This is a genomic window from Vibrio sp. Vb339, from assembly GCF_902751245.1.
GTDB lineage: Bacteria > Pseudomonadota > Gammaproteobacteria > Enterobacterales > Vibrionaceae > Vibrio > Vibrio coralliirubri.
Genome location: NZ_CADDIS010000007.1, coordinates 147070 through 166482 on the forward strand (window position 1 = coordinate 147070; position 19413 = coordinate 166482).

Here is a 19413-nt window from a genome sequence, read left to right on the forward strand (position 1 = left end):
GAGAGAGATCGCACTAACTATTAACAAATTAGCGTAGGACGTAAATTGAATGACGTTTTCCACGCTAGGTCACATTTGTAACAACACATTTATCAGAAGGCAGTAAGGCATGACGACCACAAGCAGTGTTCAGGTAATCGCTCCAAAAACACTCGATACCATGACGTTTCCACTTCATGGCGCGCGTTTAATTGAAGCATCGGCGGGTACGGGTAAGACATTTACCATTGCTGGCTTGTACTTACGCTTACTGCTGGGGCACGGCACGGCCGCTCCACAAGGTGATCTGACGGAAGCCACACGACACCATGAGCCGCTAACCGTGGAGCAAATTCTGGTGGTGACCTTTACTGAAGCGGCAACGGCTGAGCTGCGAGATCGTATCCGTGCTCGAATCCATGATGCACGGATTGCGTTTGCACGTGGGCAAAGTGACGACCCAGTGATTGCGCCTTTGTTACAAGCCATCGATGATCATGCTGGCGCAGCTAAAACTCTGCTTAACGCTGAAAGACAAATGGATGAAGCAGCGGTCTACACCATTCACGGTTTCTGTCAGCGAATGTTGACTCAAAATGCCTTCGAGTCTGGAAGCCGCTTTGATAATGAATTTGTGACCGATGAAAGCCACCTAAAAGCACAAGTGGTTGCCGACTATTGGCGTAAACAGTTCTACCCATTGCCAATTCAATTAGCAGGTGAGGTTCGTAATATCTGGGGTTCTCCCGCTTCGCTATTAGCTGACGTAAATCGTTACCTGACAGGATCTCCGTTGAAGCTAACGGTAGATGCGATGTCTGGCGACCTGCAAACTCTGCACAATCAAAACCTAGATAAAGTGAAGCAACTTAAAGCGCTGTGGTGTGAATCCGAAGCGGATTTTTTGGCTTTGATCTCTGGCTCGGATGTGAACAAACGCAGTTACACCAAGAAGTCTCTGCCGACTTGGTTAGAAGCGGTGACTGCATGGGCACAAAGCGACACTCATGATTACCAGTTTCCAGATAAACTAGAGAAGTTCTCTCAAGCCACTCTAATTGAAAAAACACCAAAGGGCGCCGCGCCTCAGCACGCGGTGTTTGAGGCGATTGAGGACTTCTTAAATTCTCCAGCAGATCTAAAAGCTCCATTGCTAGCGCATGCGATTACCCATTGTCGAACTATGTTAGCCAAGGCGAAACAACAGAAGCAGTGGCTATCATTTGATGACTTGCTGACTCAGTTATCGGCGTCGATTGATGTCGATGAGCAATCATTGCTGGTGGAAAGAATTCGCACGCTTTACCCGGTGGCGATGATCGATGAATTCCAAGATACCGATCCGCTGCAATACAGTATTTTTAGCCGAATCTATCTCGATAACCCGCAGTGTGGTCTGTTTATGATCGGTGACCCGAAGCAGGCTATTTACGGCTTCCGTGGTGCGGATATCTTTACCTACATTAAGGCAAGAAGCCAAGTTAGTGCTCACTATACGTTAGGCACTAACTGGCGTTCGAGTGCTGATATGGTCAGCGCGGTAAACCAAGTGTTTATGAATTCAGATAGCCCGTTTATCTACGACCAAGACATTCCATTTCTGCCCGTCGCTGCCAGTCCATCGGCTGATAAACGTCAATGGGTAATGAACGGAGAAACTCAACACGCACTGACCTTTTGGCTACAAGAAGCAGAAGATAAGCCACTACCTAAAGGCGAATATCACAAGGCAATGGCAGAAGCGACGGCGAGTCAAATTCAAACCATTCTGGCCGCTTCTCAAAATCATCAAGCCTATTTTGATAACGGCAAAAAACAACATGCCGTGAATGCGGGTGATATTGCTGTTTTGGTTCGAACCGGTAGTGAAGGTCGCCTGATCAAGAACGCGCTATCGGAGCAAGGCATTGCGAGTGTGTATTTGTCCAACCGAGACAGTGTGTTTACCAGCTTGGTCGCGCAAGATATTCAACGCCTGCTACAAGCGGTGCTGACACCAGAAAACGATCGTGCATTGCGTGCCAGTTTAGCCTCCGAGTTGTTTGCTCTGGATGCGGCTTCATTGGATGAACTCAATAATGATGAGGTTGTGTGGGAAAACGTAGTTAACGAATTTCGAGAATATCGTAAGTTGTGGCTTCAGCGCGGCGTGCTGCCAATGCTTCGTAGCGTTATTAGCAAACGACATCTCGCTGAGCGCTTACTGGAAGAAGAAAATGGTGAGCGCTCACTCACTGATTTGATGCACATTGGCGAATTGCTACAACAAGCAAGGCAGGAACTCGACAGTGACTATGGCTTGCTGCGTTGGTTGGCAGAAGCGATTTCCGATGCTCAGAATGGTTTAGGTGGCAGTGAAGATGATATTCAACGCCTTGAATCAGAAAGAAACTTGGTTCAAATCGTTACCATTCATAAGTCGAAAGGCTTGGAATATGACCTGGTATTTTTGCCGTTTGTCGCGAGCTACCGTGAAGCGAGCGAAGGCAAGTTCTACGATCATGATTCAGATACTACCGTGCTTGATATTACTGGCAGCGACAGTGCCTTAGCACAAGCCGATAAAGAGCGATTGGCGGAAGACTTACGCTTGATTTATGTGGCGCTGACTCGTGCAGTATATGGATGTTTTATTGGTATGGCTCCTTTACGTAAAGGGCGTTCAACCAAAGAGCCAACTGGCGTTCACTTGAGTGCTATGGGCTATTTGGTTCAAAACGGACAAGAGCAAGGCATCGCCGAGTTGCATCAAGCTCTATCGGCTATTGAGGGTAAGAATTCCAGTGTGCTGTTAGCCGAAACACCTACCGCTCACGAACAAATTTTTGTGCAAACAGAGCAAGTGAGTGACGACTTACAGGCCAGTGAACTTAAGGCTTCAATTGACCGAGCTTGGCGTATTACCAGTTACTCGGGGCTTGTAAAGCAAGGCAGTCACGGTGCGAGCCATGACGCGACTATTGAGGTGTCTGGCTTTGATATTGACTCGGCGGATGAACAAGATGAGTCGGAATTGATTGAACCTGAACGTTCTATATTCACGTTCCCTCGCGGCGCTCGCCCGGGTACCTTCTTACACACCTTGTTTGAGGATGTTGAATTTACCGAGCCAGCAACCAGCGAACATAACACGCAAGTAATCACTCACTTATTAGAGTCGGAGCAATACGAACTAGAGTGGTTACCTGTGCTTCAACAACTGGTCGATACGGTGCTGAACACCGCGCTGGATGGTAAGAACTTAAAGCTAAGCGAGAAAGACTCAACGCAACGATTAGTCGAGATGGAGTTCTTGTTGCCGATCGAAGTGTTAGCCGCATCGGAATTGAATCAAACCATTCAGTATCACGATCCGCTATCAGCAAAAGCGGGTGACCTTGGCTTCCAAACCGTGCAAGGCATGTTGAAAGGCTTCATCGATTTGGTGTTCGAGCACCAAGGTAAATACTATGTCCTCGACTGGAAATCGAATCATTTAGGTGATGACGTTGCCGTCTACCATGGTGAGGCATTGAAATCGGCTATGGCCGACCACCGTTACGATCTTCAATATCAAATCTATGCGTTGGCATTGCACCGCTTCCTACGCAGTCGCGTTGCAGATTACAGTTATGAACAACATTTCGGTGGGGTTTATTACTTGTTCCTAAGAGGAATGGATGGCCAATCACAACAAGGTGTTTTCTCGGCTAAACCAACATTGGCTTTGCTCGATGAAATGGATCAATTGATTGACGGTAAAGTGATAGACAGACGTTCAGCACAATTGAATGACGATGAAACTGGACAGATGGGGCTTTTATAATGACAACGACGACCACTAATACCAGCGTAGAAGCAGCGAACTCTGTAAAGCCAGTTTCACTTATCCCTGAACAGCTCATGGATGTACTCAAGTTCCTTGCGGATAAGGGCTCGATTCGTCAGCTGGATTATCAGTTTGCCCGTTTTATTTCGCAGCAAGCCACGAGTCATTCTCAAGAGATCGGTTTTCTCGCTGGGTTGGTGAGCCATGAGTTGGGCAAGGGTCATATTTGTACTCAGCTTATACAGCAGTATACGGTAGGCCCTGAACAAACGGCGGATCTTGCTCAGTTACTTGGGTTGTACGGTGAAACTGCCCTGCAATTGAATCAAAAGTTATTAGGTATTGATTGGGTGGCGGTACTTCAATCGTCAAACCTAGTAGGTACAACCAATGACTGTGTTAAGCCGCTGATGTTTGATGGACAGCGTGTCTACTTACAGCGTTATTGGAACTACGAAGTTGTGTTGGCTGAGACCTTAAACCGTTTAAGTAAGCCAGTAGAGTTCAATACTGAACAGAAGAAGGCACTGACTGAAACGCTCAATCAACTATTCGCACGCAGTTACCATTTTCTGTTTAATGCCTTAGCGAAGGCTGAAGCAAACCAACAAACGTCTCAAGTGTTTCGCCAACAACTGGTGTGTGACCATCTAGATATTGTCGACGAACATGTTTTGGATTGGGGCGCGATAGACCAAGCGATTGTTCAAGCTAAACAAGTGACCGATTTAGATGTGCTGGATAGTCTAGTGCCGTTATCTGTTTGTTTGAATTGGCAAAAAGTGGCGGCAGCGGTGGCGTTAAGTCGTCGCTTTGCGGTGATTTCTGGTGGGCCGGGTACTGGTAAAACGACCACGGTAACTAAGTTGCTTTCGGCTATGGTCGAGCAATCGCTCAGCCAGGGTAAAACACCGACAATTAAACTGGTGGCACCTACAGGTAAAGCCGCGGCGCGTTTAACCGAGTCGATCGGTAAAGCGATTGAACAGCTGCCATTAGCGCCTGAAGTGAAAGCCAATATACCAACGGAATCGAGCACCTTACACAGATTACTCGGTGCGATTCCTAACCGTGCTGAGTTTAGACATAACCGACGCAATCCACTCCACCTTGATATCTTGGTAGTGGATGAAGCTTCTATGGTTGATCTGTCGATGATGTATAAGCTGGTGGATGCACTTCCGGAGCACGCAAGGCTCATCTTATTGGGTGATAAAGACCAACTCGCTTCAGTAGAGGCAGGTGCTGTGCTCGGTGATATCTGTTCATTCAACTCTGCAGGGTACAGCGCAGCGCAAGGCAATTTGATTGCGGAGATGACAGGCTTTGATGCGATCGCTAATCCAAGACAAGACAAAGCTGGAGCGGTGAATTCGCCTGCGATTGCAGACAGCTTGTGTATGCTGCAGAAGAGTTATCGTTTCGATGCGCGTTCCGGTATTGGTCAGCTGGCAAAAGCAATCAATAATGGTTCTGCGAATCAAGTAGATCAAGTGTTTGCCAAAGGTTTTGGCGATATCGAAAATCATCCTCTATCGAGCGACAGCTATAACTTGATGCTGCGTACTTTGGTTAACGAGTATGGTGCGTACCTCAATAGAATGAATGCGCCGTTGGAAGAGTTAGAAACTCAAGAAGCACGCGCAAAATCAGTGCTCGATTTGTTCAGCCAATGCCGACTGTTGTGTTCCATTCGTGAAGGGGATTTTGGTGTTAAAGGCCTCAACCACAGAATTGAAAGAGCACTGGCCGCAAGGCGTTTGGTGAGCCCTCATAATGATGAGCTGTGGTATCACGGGCGACCTGTCATGGTGACTCGAAATGATCATGGCTTGGGTTTGTATAATGGTGATATTGGTATCTGTATGCTTGAGGCGGATTCTAGTCAACCTGACTTAACCCCTCGTTTGAAGGTCTATTTTGAGTTGCCAGATGGCAGTGTGAAAGCCGTGCTGCCAAGCCGAGTTCCCGATCATGAAACAGCTTATGCAATGACGATACATAAATCTCAGGGTAGTGAATTTGATCTGACCTTAATGATCTTGCCGCCAGATTTCAGCCCTATTTTAACGCGGGAGCTTATCTATACCGGTATTACACGTGCGAAGAAACGACTGATGATGTTCAGCGATACCAACGTGTTGAAGCGTGGGATTAAGGTGAAAACAGAGCGAGTGAGTGGTTTAGGCAGTCGTTTAACGAATTAGTCGATAATGGACGCTAGAGAAGGGCTTGCACTTAGAGCTAGATAAACACAAAGCAACCATCCCTGGTTGCTTTGAACGTTATTAAGGCTCTTTGCTTAAAAACGCTCGAGTAAACGATATGTGGTTTATCTTGTATTTTGCTTGGCAATTCAAAATAAACTCTTTTAGATTCTCGCTAACAGGGAACACGCAGTGTACGTCTAGCCCTTCTAAGAATTGGTTATCAGCCATATCCCAAAAACTTTGCAGCGAGTTACAAACAATGGTTCTCATATCAATGTTGCTCTTTTTGCTGTTTATATTAACGAGCAGAGCTAATGTTAGCGTGCTGACCGTCAACGGGTATAGCAATCCGTGCAGTGACCACCTCAATGAGTTCGATATGACTATCGAGATGGCAATTCCAATATAAACATTTGTTAAGATTATTAAAGCGTTTAAATTCTATACAATTATACGTGTGAGTGAAAGTGCATAGTTGATGAATCTCATATAGAAAACGATTACATTTGCAATTATTTTTCTTCTGAAGTGAGATTGTGCTCCAAAACTTTATTTATACGTTGAGCGCCAAGATCTTTGAGTTTCTCTGATAGTTGTATAACCCTTGTTTTTCCATCGGCAATTCATCAACCGCTATCTCGTAAAAGCCTTGTTCACGGAACCAGTGAAGGCTGTGCGTAGTAAGGACAAAGATCTGGTCGATATCACGAGATTTTGATTGGTGGCGCATGTAATCCAGCAGCAATTGCCCACGGTTTCCATCGCGATAGTCAGGGTGAATCGCCACACACGCCATCTCTGCCATGTGATCTTCCGGATACGCATATAGTGCAGCGCAACCAATAATCAGACCGTCTTTTTCGATGATCGTAAAACGGTGAATTTCTTGTTCCAATTGTTCTCTTGAACGACGAACAAGAATGCCTTGTTCTTCCAAAGGACGAATAAGGTCAAAGATGCCACCAATATCGTCAATCTGAGCTTGTCTTACTTGCTCAGCACTCGCCATAACCACTTGGGTCCCAATACCATCAAAAGAGAACAATTCTTGGATTAACGCGCCATCTACCTTGTAGCTGATTAGATGACAACGAGGCACCCCGGCACGACAAGCGGAGATCGCTCCTTTCAAGAAGCGCAGTGTTCCTGTGCTCATGTCTTCGGCAGGGTTTTGAGATTCCGTTAATCGTTCTAGAATTTGCTTGGCGTCTTTTGGGAAGAGTTCGGCGAGCACATTACCGCGTTCATCTGTTACCCCTTGTTCGGAGCAAAAGCCAATCAGCTTGTCGGCCTTTAGACGAATAGCAACTTGGGTCGCGACCTCTTCAGAAAGTAGGTTAAAGCTTTCGCCTGTCACGGAGCTGGCAATAGGGCCAAGCAGTACAATTGAACCTTGGTCAAGTGTGCGATTGATCCCTTCGATATCGATTCGACGAATACGCCCGCTGTGGCAATAATCCGTACCGTCATCCACGCCAAGCGGTTGAGCCGTAATGAAGTTACCACTCATCACATTGAGTTGAGTGCCTGCCATCGGGGTGTTGTTTAAACTCATCGAAAGTCGAGCAGTGATGGCAAGTTGTAGTTGGCCAGCAGCCTGCATAGCGACGCCCAGAGAATATTCATCAGTGACCCTAATATTCTTGTGATAAGGCGTATGGCAATCTTGCTTAGCGATCAATTGGTTGATCTGCGGTCTTGCCCCGTGAACGAGAACAATTTTTACTCCAAGGCTGTGGAGTAAGGCTATATCACTAATAATGTTACCAAAGTTCCTGTCGGCAACGGCTTCGCCTCCCAGCATAATGACCATGGTTTTGCCTCGGTGAGCATTGACATAAGGGGTTGATTGTCTGAAACCTTTTACTAGCGCTGTACTTCTTAATTTCACAGAACAAGTCCATTTTGTTTATTTATTCGATAATTTAGCATTTAAATTCAAATGTAAACAACACCTTTTTGGAATAAAGCGCAAACTATTCTTATCTAGGCTTCAATATATAAACTGTCTCAGTGTAGAATGCGCATAGCATCCTTATGAGTAGTCACCGAATGCAACAAGCTCCAGCGACAAACAACAAAATCGATGAGATAACCAAAGGTCTCTACAGCGAAGCTGATCAGCGCAATCAATCTAAGTTGAAGCGTAAGATCATTGAACGTTGTTTAATGGTTCTAGCTTTGGTGGGTTCGTTTGCGGTGGTTTCTTTGTTCGGCGATGTGCTTTCCCGAGTGCAAGATGCGGCGACGCCCGACAATCTGATATACGGTACTTGGATAGAGCAGGATGTTGCACATTATGCGACGGATGAGTTTGTTCTGAATGCTAATGGTGTATCAGTTCGTGGGTCTGTTGTTTCGACGAGCTTTGACTTTGACGGTAACTACTTTGAATACAAGGCGGGTGATAAAACCTATCGCTTCCGCATGACCAATTCTGACAATACAGAAATGGTGCTCGATTCTGACAGTCACTACAATCCCATCTTCCGCCTTAAAGGCCATATCGATAACTCCGTCCGATAGGTTATCTTATTGTAAACTCTTACAATCTACGATTGTGTTATCTGACTGTTTTTGTCATCCTCGATGCATAGAATTTTTAGGATGACTCTTGTGATTAAAAAATGGCTTCCCCTAGTCGCTGCCTCTTTGCTATTTGGCTGTGCTCAACCCACTGATCTTGCTCAACAACATCTTGATGACGAATTTTCTCGTACCTTGAATAAGGTCGATCAGGTTGAATCCAATAAACCAAGAGACTACACCGCATTTGCAGAGCAAGCTGAGATGGTGGTTTCTAAATCCCCTTCGATGGCTAAAATCTATGAGCCGCTTTATCAACAACTCAATGAGTGGGCGATGCTGAGTGGAGATCCAAGCGAACTCGCTAATTTTGGCGTTCAAACTGCTCAACTAGGCGGTGGTGATAAGCAAGGCAATGTTTTATTCACTGGCTACTTTTCTCCTGTGATGGAACTGCGCCACGAAGCGAATGAAGAATACCGTTATCCTGTTTACGGGCTTCCTGAGTGTGGCAAAGAGTGTCCAACACGCGAAGATATTTACAACGGTGCATTAGAAGGTCAAGGCCTTGAATTAGGTTACTCAGCAAACCGTATCGACCCATTTATGATGGAAGTGCAGGGCAGTGGATTTGTGCACTTCGGTGATGATGACACGCTGCAGTATTTCGCATACGCGGGTAAGAATAATAAAGCTTATGTGAGCATTGGCCGTGTTCTGATTGAACGAGGCTTAGTTCCACGCGAAAAAATGTCGCTAAAAGCAATCAAAGAGTGGGTATTGGCAAACGACCCTGAAGTAGTGAAAGAGCTGCTTGAACAAAACCCATCTTTCGTGTTTTTTGAAGCGAGAGACGACCTATCTGTGATAGGTAGCGCGGGCATTCCTCTATTACCAATGGCGGCGGTAGCGGGCGATCGCTCTATCTTGCCTATGGGTACGCCGATTCTTGCTGAGGTTCCATTACTGAATGCTGATGGTACTTGGAGCGGTGCCCACCAACTAAGACTGTTACTGGTTTTGGATACGGGCGGCGCGGTTAAGCAAAACCATTTGGATCTTTACCACGGCATGGGCCCACGAGCAGGTACCGAAGCGGGCCATTACAAGCATTTTGGTCGTGTGTGGAAGCTTGGCTTAGATGGCAGCGCAACCGAAGCGCCTTGGGCTTTGCCTCCTGAAAAGGTTGAGTAAGCGACAATAAAATAGGGCATTGAAAGCGAATCGCTAATCCCCTAGACTTTTTATTCAAGAGTGCGTATAAAACGCACTCTTTTCTTTTTCTCAGAAATAAATTGGCGGCAACAATGCGTGAATTGACCACTCCAGCTTCAGAAAACTATGACCAACGATTTGGTGGCACTCGTCGCCTATATGGCAATAGTGAAGTCGATATACTTAGAGCAGCACACGTGTGTGTGATCGGTATTGGTGGTGTAGGTTCATGGGCGGTTGAAGCGCTTGCTCGTACTGGTTTAGGTGAGCTGACTTTGATCGATATGGATGACGTGTGTGTAACTAACATTAACCGTCAGATCCACGCAATGTCGGGTACCGTTGGTAAAAGTAAAATCGAAGTGATGGCAGAGCGCGTTAAGCTGATTAACCCTGAGTGTAAAGTTAACCTGGTTGACGACTTCATCGGCCCAGACAATCAGGCTGAATACCTATCGAAAGAGTTCGACTTTGTGTTAGATGCGATTGATAGCATGAAAGCTAAGGCTTCACTGTTGGCATATTGTCGTAGCAACAAAATTAAGGTGATCACCACCGGTGGTGCGGGTGGTCAAATCGATCCCACTCAAATCAAAGTGGCTGATCTGACTAAGACGATTCAAGATCCGCTAGCGAAGAAGCTAAAAGATACCCTTCGTCGTCATCATAACTTCCCTAAGAATCCAGCACGTAAGTTTGGTATCGATTGTGTGTTCTCAACTGAACAGCTGAAATACCCTCAAGCTGACGGCAGTGTATGTGCTGCGAAAGCGACAGCAGAAGGTCCAAAACGCATGGATTGTGCGACGGGTTTTGGTGCGGCAACGGTTGTAACAGCGACGTTTGGCTTTGTGGCTGTTTCACGTATCGTCGAAAAGCTGATTCAAAAGCACGCTAAGTAACGTCTTCTACTCAATTAACAATCGACTGGATATTAAAATGACCACATTCCCAAGCTCTCCATTCGGCACTGAAATTACCAGTGATGATATTGTCGCGAAAATGCAGACATTCAGCGGCTGGGAAGACCGTTATCGCCAAGTGATTCAATGGGGTAAGAAACTGCCAACGATGCCTGATGAACTGAAAAGTGAGCAGGTGATTGTCTCTGGCTGTGAAAGCCAAGTGTGGTTGGTTTCTCAGAATATCGATGGTGTTTGGCACTTTTGTGCTGATTCTGATGCGCGTATCGTTCGCGGTCTGATTGCATTAGTAATGGCTGCGTATGATGGAAAAACATCAGAGCAGGTTCAAGCGTTCGATATTGATGGTTACTTTGAACAAATCGGTCTAATTACCCACCTTAGCCCATCTCGCGGTAATGGATTAAAAGCGATTGTTGAGCAAATCAAGAACCTCGCTAACTTGTAATTGTCTCCATACATTTTTATCGTAGTGCTTTAAAGAGATTCCAGATACTTCGTTCCTCAGTTCTGGAATGACGATTTCTAACTGTATTTCGTCATTCCCTAAAGCGACGAAGGAGCGTAATAGGGAATCTCGTTTGGATAGTATTGCTATTAGAGATTCCAAATACTTCGTTCCTCAGTTCTGGAATGACGATTTCTAACTGTGTTTCGTCATTCCCTAAAGCGACGAAGGAGCGTAAAAGGGAATCTCGTTTGGGTAGTATTGCTATTAGAGATTCCAAATACTTCGTTCCTCAGTTCTGGAATGACGATTTCTAACTGTGTTTCGTCATTCCCTAAAGCGGCGAAGGAGCGTAATAGGGAATCCCGTTTGGATAGTATTGCTATTAGAGATTCCAAATACTTCGTTCCTCAGTTCTGGAATGACGATTTCTAACTGTATTTCGTCATTCCCTAAAGCGACGAAGGAGCGTAATAGGGAATCTCGTTTGGATAGTTTGCTATTAGAGATTCCAGATATTTCGTTCCTCAGTTCTGGAATGACGATTTCTAACTTAGTCTCGCCACTCCCTAAAGCATATCAACGGCTTTTTCTATCGCAGCTGTAAGCTTATCAACGTCATCCATGTTGTTGTAAATACCAAATGAAATTCGAACCGTGCCTTTCACATTAAGTGCATCCATTAATGGGTGAGCACAATGATGTCCTGCACGTACCGCGATACCTTGCTGATCCAAAAGCGTCGCTATATCCTGATGGTGAACACCATCCATCACAAAAGTAATCACACTTGCGTTGGGTTGATAACCCAATACCTGAATATCATCCAGTTTACTGAGTGCAAGATAAGTCTCGTGCTGAAGCTGGTGGATATGATTTTCGATATCTTGCTGAGCAAAACCACTTAACCATTCTATTGCGGTACTTAATGCTATCGCTCCCGCCACGTTTGGCGTGCCCGCTTCAAATTTTCCCGGCAGTTCAGAAAAGGTAGTGCCAGAGAAAGACACGCGTTCAACCATCTTGCCACCACCATGCCAAGGTGGCATCGCGTCTAGCAATTCAAGCTTGCCGTAAAGCACCCCAATACCAGCGGGAGCATAGAGCTTATGTCCAGAGAACACGTAGAAATCAGCCCCTAAAGCAGCAACATCAACGGGCTCATGAACGATACCTTGCGCGCCATCGACCACAACAATTGCATTCATTTTATGTGCTTTCTCGATAACTGTTTCAATGGGCTGGCGAGAACCCGTAACATTGGTTATCTGAGCCAGAGCAACAATCTTAGTTCGTTCATTCAAAAGGGCGTCAAACGCAACAACGTCAAAGTCACAATCTGATGTCATTGGTACTTTCACGACTTTAGCACCGGTTTGTTCAGCCACAATTTGCCAAGGCACGATGTTGGCGTGATGCTCCATTTCACTGACTAAGATCTCATCGCCAGGTTGAAGCGTGCTTCTTGCGTAAGTTTGTGCGATCAGGTTAAGTGCTTCGGTTGCACCACGAGTCCAAATAATCTCTTTTGACGATGTCGCGCCAATAAACTGAGCGACCTTGTCTCTAGCCGATTCAAATTGACTGGTTGCTTGAGCTGTTAAGCTATGACTGCCACGGTGAACATTGGCATTTTGCTTGGAGTAATATTGGCTAATAGCATCAATAACCACCTGAGGTTTTTGTGTCGTTGCCGCGCTGTCTAAGTAAATCAACGGTTGTTGGTTGATGGTTTGTGATAGCGCAGGAAACTGCTCTCGGATGTGATTGATATCAAGCATCTATTCTTACCTAAATCTTGGAAATTGGTGCCAGCGTCATGCTGATCAGTATCGTTATTTTATCGCGACTTGTTAACCGTTGCTGACTAATCTTGATGATTCCAGCTATTTTCTTGTGCTTTAACCTGATCGAAGAGTTTTTGGTTAACAGGAACCTCTATCTGATGCTTAAGTGCCGTCTTTATTAGGTGTCCGGTAATGAAGTCGATCTCTGTCTTTCGTTGGTAAAACACATCTTGCTTCATTGAGGAATTGTTCTTTGCTGTCGCTTGAATAACCTTGTTGACGCTTGTCTCTAATTCGTCAAATGAACAAGTAATACCTTCAGCCTGCATCACTTGCATGAGTTCTTTAATTATAGAACTCAGAGCTTCGCTAAATCTTTTGTCAGCAAGCTCTCCGTTTTTGATCTGTTCCAACCCGGTCAGTGGGTTGATGGCACAATTGATGGCGAGCTTAGTCCATAGCGCCGTTTTTATTTCAGGATTCCAACTCACGGTAGGTAAAGCGTGTTCCAACACATCAACTAAAAAAGTGCACTGTTGACCTTTGAGGTTAAAAGCACCCAACTGGGTTTGTCCGATTCCTGTATGGGATACATTGTTGCGATTGGGTTTGAATGCCGCTTGGGTGGTGGTCGCCAATACTACTGGGTGAGCATCAATTTGAGTCTCTATATGGTCGACCGCGCCCATTCCATTGTGCATGAACATGAGAATGGTGTCAGGGTCTAGGTGTTGAAGCAGTGGAGTGGTGGCTTCTTCTACTTGCCAAGCTTTGACCGTGAAGATCACTAGGTCACTTTCTGATAGCTTCTCGATATTGTTGTTACTGAAGGAAAGTGAAGCTTGTCCATCAAGCGATACGTCAATTGAGTTATCAGTGGAGCGACTCCACAAAGACACATTATGACCCGCTTGAGAGAGTTTGATAGCCCACAAAGAGCCGATAGCTCCAGGCCCAATAATTGAGATGTTCACAGCAATACCGAGATAAGAAAGTGATGCTGCAAGGATAACGAGGCATTAAATGAAAGCAATAAAAAATGGCACCCGAGGGTGCCATTTTGGAAACTTTCTTAGAAGTTCTATTAGAATTTGTAAGTTACTGCTACGTAGTGACCTACGCCTGAAGACTCAGCTTGTGCTGATGCATTCCATGGAAGGCCTTCGCCATCTGCAAAACCGTATACATCTTTGTATAGTTTTAGACCGTAGCCAACTGCGAACTGATCTGAGTGCCAGTAAAGACCGTTGAACATTGCACCACCATTGCTTGATGTTGCATACCCTTTACCTTCATCCATACCGAATTGGTAATCGATGTAACCTTGGTAAGAGATGAATGAACCGTTCTCGAAGAAGTGGAAAGGTTTGAACCAGTTAGTCGAGATTTGGAAACCGTTCCAATCTTTTTTGTTTGAGTCGTATGTACCGTAAAGGTTTAGACCCATTTTACCGAACCATGGAACCATTACGTCAGAACCAAGACCAATTTTTTGAGTGTTAACACCAGGGCTACCATCGATACAACCTGTAGCATCACAGTTAGTAGCACCACCACCACCCCATTCCATAAGAGATGCAACGTATAGCTCTTGAACTGGACCAAAAGAAAGGTCTTTACCAGTTAGGCCATCGATAGACATACGAGGAGCAAACTTCATGAACATTTTTTCAGATTTTGCTTTATCGCTGCTTGAGTCCGACGTTAGGTTAAATACATCAACATAGCCGTAAAGATCGAAAATACCATTGCGACCACCAAACTCCATCTCTAGGTAATCATGAGTAGACTCAGAAACACCTTTCTCATTAAAAGCACCCATCAAGTTGAACTGTAGGAACTTGTAATCGTTCTTGTGGATGTCGCCGTCAGAATAATCCGCTGCCATTACTGGAGCAGAAGCTGCTGCTAGTAGGGCAAGAGTTAAAAGTGATTTACGCATAATGGAACTCTCTATGTTAAAAATGAATAACCCGCTAATCCGTGCGTGTTTATGATGTCCGAATGCCGAGCATAATAGCGATTTTGTTCTCAAATAAAAGTGAGACGCGATGAAAATTGCAATTATTAAGGTGAACTTGATCACACTAATGATCTAAATGATGGAACTTTAAGATGGCAATGCATCTTGATGCACCTCTAATTCTATTGATTTTGTGAAATTCGATTATTTTGTGGATAAATAGGTGAAATACTGCGCTAAGCAAACGATTCTACTAATTAGAGTGACATGCATATCAAAATCAACAGTATTCCTTTCTAAGCGTTTTCTCTTAAAAAATGACTCATTCAAACCACCTCTTAATCTTGTCTTTGATCTATTTTTGACCAACAGCGTAATGGAGTTGGAATCAATTGATGGACAACTCATGTGATGACTGCCTAGGGATTTGAACCTAGCTACTTTTTGAATCACGGAGAATTAAAGACAGTTCACTGCACTAGATTTTGAAATACTTTTTAAAGATTAGTTATTGGACTAATCATTTGTGTGACGAACTGGTCTAACTTTTTTGGAGAGAAGACCAATGAAATATTCACCTATACTCGCTGTAGCAATTTCAGCCCTATTTATTGTTGGGTGTGATGACGACGATGAATCAACAACTCAACTACAAGCTGTACATGCATCGCCAGATGCTCCTTTAGCTAACGTTCTAGTCAATAGTCAGGCTCGTTGGAGCGATGTCGATTATGCTCAAGCATCCGGATACGCCTCCGTAGGTCAAGGACAGACAACTCTTCAAGTCGATGTCCAACTCCCAGGTGACGAAGTGGCCACTGTTATCCCTCAAAGCCAATTCGATTTAAGCGGTGACTTAGATTACACCGTGATGATTGTAGGCGACGCCGATGGATCCAACAATCCTGTAGAGGCTTTGGTTGTTACTCGCCCTGCTGCAGGAACGGCAACCAGTTCAAGTCTAGATGTGCAAGTAGTACACGCGGCAACAGGAGTTGGCGATGTAAACCTATATGTGACAGGGCCGAGTGATCCATTGGGCGCACCGTTAGGGACTTTAGCTTATAAAGATTTTACTGACGTACTCAATATCCCTGCAGGACAATATCGTGTGAGATTAGAAACCGTGAGCGGCAGTGCTATTGCTTTTGACTCTGGAGAAATCACTCTGTCTGGCGGCAGCGAGCTAACGATTGCGGCTGTGCCAAGAGCTGACTCCAATAGCGCTTCCCCAGTAAAATTGATGGTGATGGATGGTAGTGGATCATCGTTAATCTATGACATGGCAGAAACTGCCGAAGTAAGAGTCGGGCATTTGGTCGATGGTGCTCCGGATGTAGACCCATTTGTAAATGGTTCGGCTTTTGCGCCTTTAGCTGATTTGATGTTCAAGGAAATCCGAGGATTTATCGATTTAGCTGTGGGAAGTTACGATATTGATATCTTTGCAGATGGTACTACAACTAATGCACTGATAGATGCAGATGGTGTCGCTGTATTTGCAGGTATGGATTACAGCATCTATGCGGTAGGGACAGTAAGTCCGCTCAACTTGGAACCTATGATTGTTCCTGAAAACCGTCGCCCGGTTGCGACCAGTGCAGTATTGAATATTACGCACGCGGCGGCTAATCCAATTGCGTCTTCGGTTGATATTTACTTGACCGAGAATACGGGTATTGCTGGCAGCACTCCTGCGCTGAGTGATGTGAAATTTAAAGATTATGTGAATGGAATTTATGTTGCAGCGGGAACCTATTATGTAACGATTACCGTTGCAGGTGACCCATCAACAATAGCGGTTAATTCAGCACAGGCGATATTAGCTGATGGCGTGGTGTATCAAGTTGTGGCGATCGACGATTCGGCTGGCACAGGCTTCAACCTTATTGTGAGTGATACAACAGACTAGTGTTTACTAAATCATTAGTGGCAAAGTAAAAGAGGGTAGCGTGATGCTACCCTCTTTCTATTTTGTCTTCTTTTTCTCTTATTCGTGGTTGGTTTTCGCTTTTTCTAGTAAATCTGTGAAAAAGTGGCGTAACGAATAGAGCATGATCAAACTTGGAATCACCATAAGTGCAGTAAGTATAAAGAAGGTTGACCAGTCATTGAGGTAATCAACCAACTCACCACTGAAGGAAGCCAGTGTGGTGCGACCGAAGTTACCTAAGGATGCGAGTAAGGCGTATTGTGTTGCCGAAAACGCTTGGCCTGTTAATAACGTTAGGAAAGAGACAAAAGCTACTGTTGAAAAGGCGGTCGTGAAGTTATCGACAATGATGGTTGCCAAGAACAAGGTCTCACTTGGGCCAGTCTGAGCGATCCACGCAAACATTAGATTACTGGCTGCCATTGCAACACCGCCAATCATCAGTCCGCGTACAATACCGAATTTCACATTGAAGACACTGCCTACCAAAGTGAAGAATATGGTTGCGCCCCAACCAATTAACTTCGAATAGTGGCCGATCTGTTCGTTACTAAAACCTATCTCTTTATAGAAGGTGATCGACATACGACCTAGGAAGGCTTCACCTATCTTAAATAGGAATACGAACAGCAGTAGGGTGATGGCAACTTGAACTCCGTTTCGTTTGAAGAAGTCATAAAACGGTTCTAACACGGTAACACTGAACCAAGCCACGACTTTCGAACCGATAACCTTATTGTGGCGTTGCTGAGCCTGTTCTTGCAGGGCTTCGCGTTGTGTGTTTGGCTCTCCGACAAAAAGCGTAAACAGCATTAGTACGACAACGACGCCTGCCATTCCGTAATACACACCATTCCAACCGATTGAGTCTGCGTTAATAAAGGCAAGGTAGCCTGGTAGAGAATACCCCGTCCACCAACCCATCACTGCCATTGCAGAAGCTTGCGGCAGTTTTGATGCTTCGGATTTTGGGAAGGTATCAATACGAAATGCATCAATCGCGATGTCTTGCGTGGCTGAGGCAATGGCAATAGCGAGCGCCAATATTGAGGTAAACGCCAAATTCTCTGCGGGATTGACGCCTGCGATGAACAAGGTACCGATTAAAACAATGGTTTGGCAGAAAAAGATCCAACTGCGGCGCTGGCCGAGTATTGCGTGAAGCACCGGCAGTTTTACTCGGTCTACCAATGGTGCCCATAGAAAGTTAATTGCATACACGGCAAACACACTACCAAAGTAGCCGATGGCAGCACGCGTTAAACCTGCATCTTTTAGCCAACCAGACATGTTGGATCCAATAAGAACCCATGGGAAGCCACTCGAACAGCCGAGCATAAACACCCAAAGTAGGCGTTTATCTAGGTAGCTGCGAAAAGTCTGCATCCAAGAAAGAGAGGGAGTGCCTGATGACATAGGGCGTCCTTGTGTAGAAAAACGCCCTTAAGAAATAAGGGCGTTAGATTGGATTACTTAAGAAGGGTCACTTTAGTGATGACGATTGGGTCGACTGGGATGTCTGACATGCGGCCCATTCGCTTGGTTGGAATCGTTGCCATCTTTTGAACAACATCAAAACCTTCAGTTACTTTGCCGAATACAGCGTAGCCTGGGTTGCCACCTTTTGCGTTCAAGAAGTCATTATCAGAGAAGTTAATGAAGAACTGACGAGTTGCAGAATCTGGCGCATTGGTACGAGCCATAGCGATTGTTGCTGTATCGTTCTTCAAGCCATTGCTGCCCTCATTCTTGATAGGAGCGTAAGTTGCTTGTTGATTCATCTCTTGATCAAAGCCGCCACCTTGCGCCATAAAGCCAGGAATAACACGGTGGAAGATAGTACCTTCGTAGCTGCCGTCTGCCACGTATTTTAGGAAGTTCTCCGCGCTAACCGGTGCTTGTTCTTGGTTAAGCTCAATAATGAAGTCGCCTAATGTTGTTTCCACGTTTACTTTAGGACCAGCCCAAACGCTCACACTCACTAGCATTAATGCGATAGAAGATAAAATACGACCCATTAGAAACGTTCCTTCATGTAAGTTTGTAGCTCTTGGTCGTTAGCGATCTCAGTAAGAACCAAGTTGATTACGTCATTAAGAACCATAGAGATGTCGTCGTTTGATGCGCTCAATGCACCAGTGCGTGTTGCAGTACCGTTGAATGTTTTAACTAGTTTGCCTTCAGGCGTTTCCGCGGTAACTTCAAGCGTTACTTTACCGTCCATTTTGTTTTCCATAATGGTGTGTTCTACGGTAACGAGTGCTTCTTGAATTTCTAAAACAATTGAGTTTTCACTGTTTACGCTTGCACGAAAACCTTGAGACTCTAACTGTTGAGCCACAGCGTTTTCTAGAGAAATACGCATGTTTTGCTTAGCGTGAATTGGCTGAATGTTTGAACGGCCACTATCAACCAATGCAACATATTGAGCGGCACGAACATCTTTACTGGTTAGTGTGTATGTTTTGCCTTGTACAAGGTTGCTTGAGCTTAGTGAAGCTTCTGGCATTACATTGATCTGTTCTTGCTGAGGGGCTGAACATGCTGTCAAAGCCATAATAGAAGCAGCCAAAATCAGTTTTTTCATTCCTTTATCCTTTCTAAATTCACACCAGAAGCTC

The 19413-nt window shown here is 45.1% G+C and carries 15 protein-coding genes; 7 read left to right on the plus strand and 8 right to left on the minus strand.

Features of this window, described 5'->3' with window-relative positions; all coding sequences use genetic code 11:
- Positions 1 to 109 precede the first annotated feature (109 nt).
- Together recB and recD are read left to right on the plus strand one after the other, a co-directional pair.
- Positions 110 to 3784: an exodeoxyribonuclease V subunit beta gene (gene recB, locus HRQ85_RS22485; protein ID WP_172380649.1), complete on the plus strand. Its 3675-nt coding sequence runs from the start codon at positions 110 to 112 to the stop codon at positions 3782 to 3784.
- Positions 3784 to 5994: an exodeoxyribonuclease V subunit alpha gene (gene recD / locus HRQ85_RS22490; protein ID WP_172380650.1), complete on the plus strand. Its 2211-nt coding sequence runs from the start codon at positions 3784 to 3786 to the stop codon at positions 5992 to 5994. Before recB ends, recD begins: the two co-directional genes overlap by 1 nt.
- An 81-nt stretch (positions 5995 to 6075) precedes the next feature.
- Here recD and HRQ85_RS22495 read toward each other — a convergent pair whose 3' ends face one another.
- Together HRQ85_RS22495 and argA are read right to left on the minus strand one after the other, a co-directional pair.
- Positions 6076 to 6267, minus strand: coding sequence for a hypothetical protein (locus tag HRQ85_RS22495; RefSeq protein WP_050649790.1), 192 nt, complete (start codon positions 6265 to 6267; stop codon positions 6076 to 6078).
- A gap of 283 nt (positions 6268 to 6550) precedes the next feature.
- The gene (gene argA, locus HRQ85_RS22500) at positions 6551 to 7888 is read right to left on the minus strand and encodes an amino-acid N-acetyltransferase (RefSeq protein WP_172380651.1); all 1338 of its coding nucleotides are present in this window, start codon (positions 7886 to 7888) and stop codon (positions 6551 to 6553) included.
- A 161-nt stretch (positions 7889 to 8049) separates the two neighbouring features.
- Here argA and HRQ85_RS22505 point away from each other — a divergent pair, with 161 nt between their 5' ends.
- The 4 genes from HRQ85_RS22505 to csdE all read left to right on the plus strand — a co-directional run bounded on the left by HRQ85_RS22505 (position 8050) and on the right by csdE (position 11109).
- Positions 8050 to 8523 (plus strand): DUF2850 domain-containing protein, encoded by a 474-nt coding sequence (locus HRQ85_RS22505; protein WP_050653300.1) that lies wholly within the window; start codon positions 8050 to 8052, stop codon positions 8521 to 8523.
- An 81-nt stretch (positions 8524 to 8604) separates the two neighbouring features.
- Positions 8605 to 9717 carry a murein transglycosylase A gene (gene mltA / locus HRQ85_RS22510; RefSeq protein ID WP_172380652.1) on the plus strand — a complete coding sequence of 371 codons (1113 nt, stop codon included), beginning with the start codon at positions 8605 to 8607 and terminating at the stop codon, positions 9715 to 9717.
- A 113-nt stretch (positions 9718 to 9830) separates the two neighbouring features.
- On the plus strand, positions 9831 to 10640 hold the full coding sequence (gene tcdA / locus HRQ85_RS22515; protein ID WP_065676375.1) for a tRNA cyclic N6-threonylcarbamoyladenosine(37) synthase TcdA: 810 nt from the start codon (positions 9831 to 9833) through the stop codon (positions 10638 to 10640).
- 37 nt (positions 10641 to 10677) lie between these two features.
- The gene (gene csdE, locus HRQ85_RS22520; RefSeq protein WP_046224553.1) at positions 10678 to 11109 is read left to right on the plus strand and encodes a cysteine desulfurase sulfur acceptor subunit CsdE; all 432 of its coding nucleotides are present in this window, start codon (positions 10678 to 10680) and stop codon (positions 11107 to 11109) included.
- Between the two features lie 569 nt (positions 11110 to 11678).
- Here the strand turns inward: csdE and csdA are convergent.
- The 3 genes from csdA to HRQ85_RS22535 all read right to left on the minus strand — a co-directional run bounded on the left by csdA (position 11679) and on the right by HRQ85_RS22535 (position 14838).
- Positions 11679 to 12890: a cysteine desulfurase CsdA gene (gene csdA / locus HRQ85_RS22525; protein ID WP_172380653.1), complete on the minus strand. Its 1212-nt coding sequence runs from the start codon at positions 12888 to 12890 to the stop codon at positions 11679 to 11681.
- Positions 12891 to 12976: 86 nt separating this feature from the next.
- On the minus strand, positions 12977 to 13870 hold the full coding sequence (gene panE, locus HRQ85_RS22530; protein WP_172380654.1) for a 2-dehydropantoate 2-reductase: 894 nt from the start codon (positions 13868 to 13870) through the stop codon (positions 12977 to 12979).
- Between the two features lie 110 nt (positions 13871 to 13980).
- Complete coding sequence (locus HRQ85_RS22535) at positions 13981 to 14838, minus strand: nucleoside-specific channel-forming Tsx family protein (protein WP_065584404.1); 858 nt, start codon at positions 14836 to 14838, stop codon at positions 13981 to 13983.
- Positions 14839 to 15424: 586 nt separating this feature from the next.
- On the opposite strand from HRQ85_RS22535, the gene HRQ85_RS22540 reads away from it, so the two are divergent.
- A complete protein-coding gene (locus HRQ85_RS22540) occupies positions 15425 to 16771 on the plus strand; it encodes a DUF4397 domain-containing protein (RefSeq protein ID WP_172380655.1) in 1347 nt (448 codons plus the stop codon).
- A 78-nt stretch (positions 16772 to 16849) separates the two neighbouring features.
- Here HRQ85_RS22540 and HRQ85_RS22545 read toward each other — a convergent pair whose 3' ends face one another.
- From HRQ85_RS22545 to HRQ85_RS22555, 3 genes are read right to left on the minus strand one after another with little or no spacing between them, the layout of a single operon-like run.
- Entirely contained in the window at positions 16850 to 18208 is a 1359-nt protein-coding gene (locus HRQ85_RS22545; protein WP_172380656.1) for an AmpG family muropeptide MFS transporter, read from the minus strand.
- A 53-nt stretch (positions 18209 to 18261) separates the two neighbouring features.
- Positions 18262 to 18810 carry a peptidylprolyl isomerase gene (locus HRQ85_RS22550; RefSeq protein WP_172380657.1) on the minus strand — a complete coding sequence of 183 codons (549 nt, stop codon included), beginning with the start codon at positions 18808 to 18810 and terminating at the stop codon, positions 18262 to 18264.
- Positions 18810 to 19379, minus strand: coding sequence for a YajG family lipoprotein (locus HRQ85_RS22555; RefSeq protein ID WP_017059907.1), 570 nt, complete (start codon positions 19377 to 19379; stop codon positions 18810 to 18812). Before HRQ85_RS22555 ends, HRQ85_RS22550 begins: the two co-directional genes overlap by 1 nt.
- Between the last annotated feature and the right edge of the window lie 34 nt (positions 19380 to 19413).

What these genes read in the sequence shown, in the direction of transcription:
- HRQ85_RS22545 (WP_172380656.1), bottom strand. Translation starts at nt 18,208, where the DNA reads ATGTCATCAGGCACTCCCTCTCTTTCTTGGATGCAGACTTTTCGCAGC.
- recD (WP_172380650.1), top strand. Translation starts at nt 3,784, where the DNA reads ATGACAACGACGACCACTAATACCAGCGTAGAAGCAGCGAACTCTGTA.
- mltA (WP_172380652.1), top strand. Translation starts at nt 8,605, where the DNA reads ATGACTCTTGTGATTAAAAAATGGCTTCCCCTAGTCGCTGCCTCTTTG.
- tcdA (WP_065676375.1), top strand. Translation starts at nt 9,831, where the DNA reads ATGCGTGAATTGACCACTCCAGCTTCAGAAAACTATGACCAACGATTT.
- csdE (WP_046224553.1), top strand. Translation starts at nt 10,678, where the DNA reads ATGACCACATTCCCAAGCTCTCCATTCGGCACTGAAATTACCAGTGAT.
- recB (WP_172380649.1), top strand. Translation starts at nt 110, where the DNA reads ATGACGACCACAAGCAGTGTTCAGGTAATCGCTCCAAAAACACTCGAT.
- HRQ85_RS22555 (WP_017059907.1), bottom strand. Translation starts at nt 19,379, where the DNA reads ATGAAAAAACTGATTTTGGCTGCTTCTATTATGGCTTTGACAGCATGT.
- csdA (WP_172380653.1), bottom strand. Translation starts at nt 12,890, where the DNA reads ATGCTTGATATCAATCACATCCGAGAGCAGTTTCCTGCGCTATCACAA.
- HRQ85_RS22540 (WP_172380655.1), top strand. Translation starts at nt 15,425, where the DNA reads ATGAAATATTCACCTATACTCGCTGTAGCAATTTCAGCCCTATTTATT.
- HRQ85_RS22550 (WP_172380657.1), bottom strand. Translation starts at nt 18,810, where the DNA reads ATGGGTCGTATTTTATCTTCTATCGCATTAATGCTAGTGAGTGTGAGC.
- HRQ85_RS22505 (WP_050653300.1), top strand. Translation starts at nt 8,050, where the DNA reads ATGCAACAAGCTCCAGCGACAAACAACAAAATCGATGAGATAACCAAA.
- HRQ85_RS22495 (WP_050649790.1), bottom strand. Translation starts at nt 6,267, where the DNA reads ATGAGAACCATTGTTTGTAACTCGCTGCAAAGTTTTTGGGATATGGCT.
- HRQ85_RS22535 (WP_065584404.1), bottom strand. Translation starts at nt 14,838, where the DNA reads ATGCGTAAATCACTTTTAACTCTTGCCCTACTAGCAGCAGCTTCTGCT.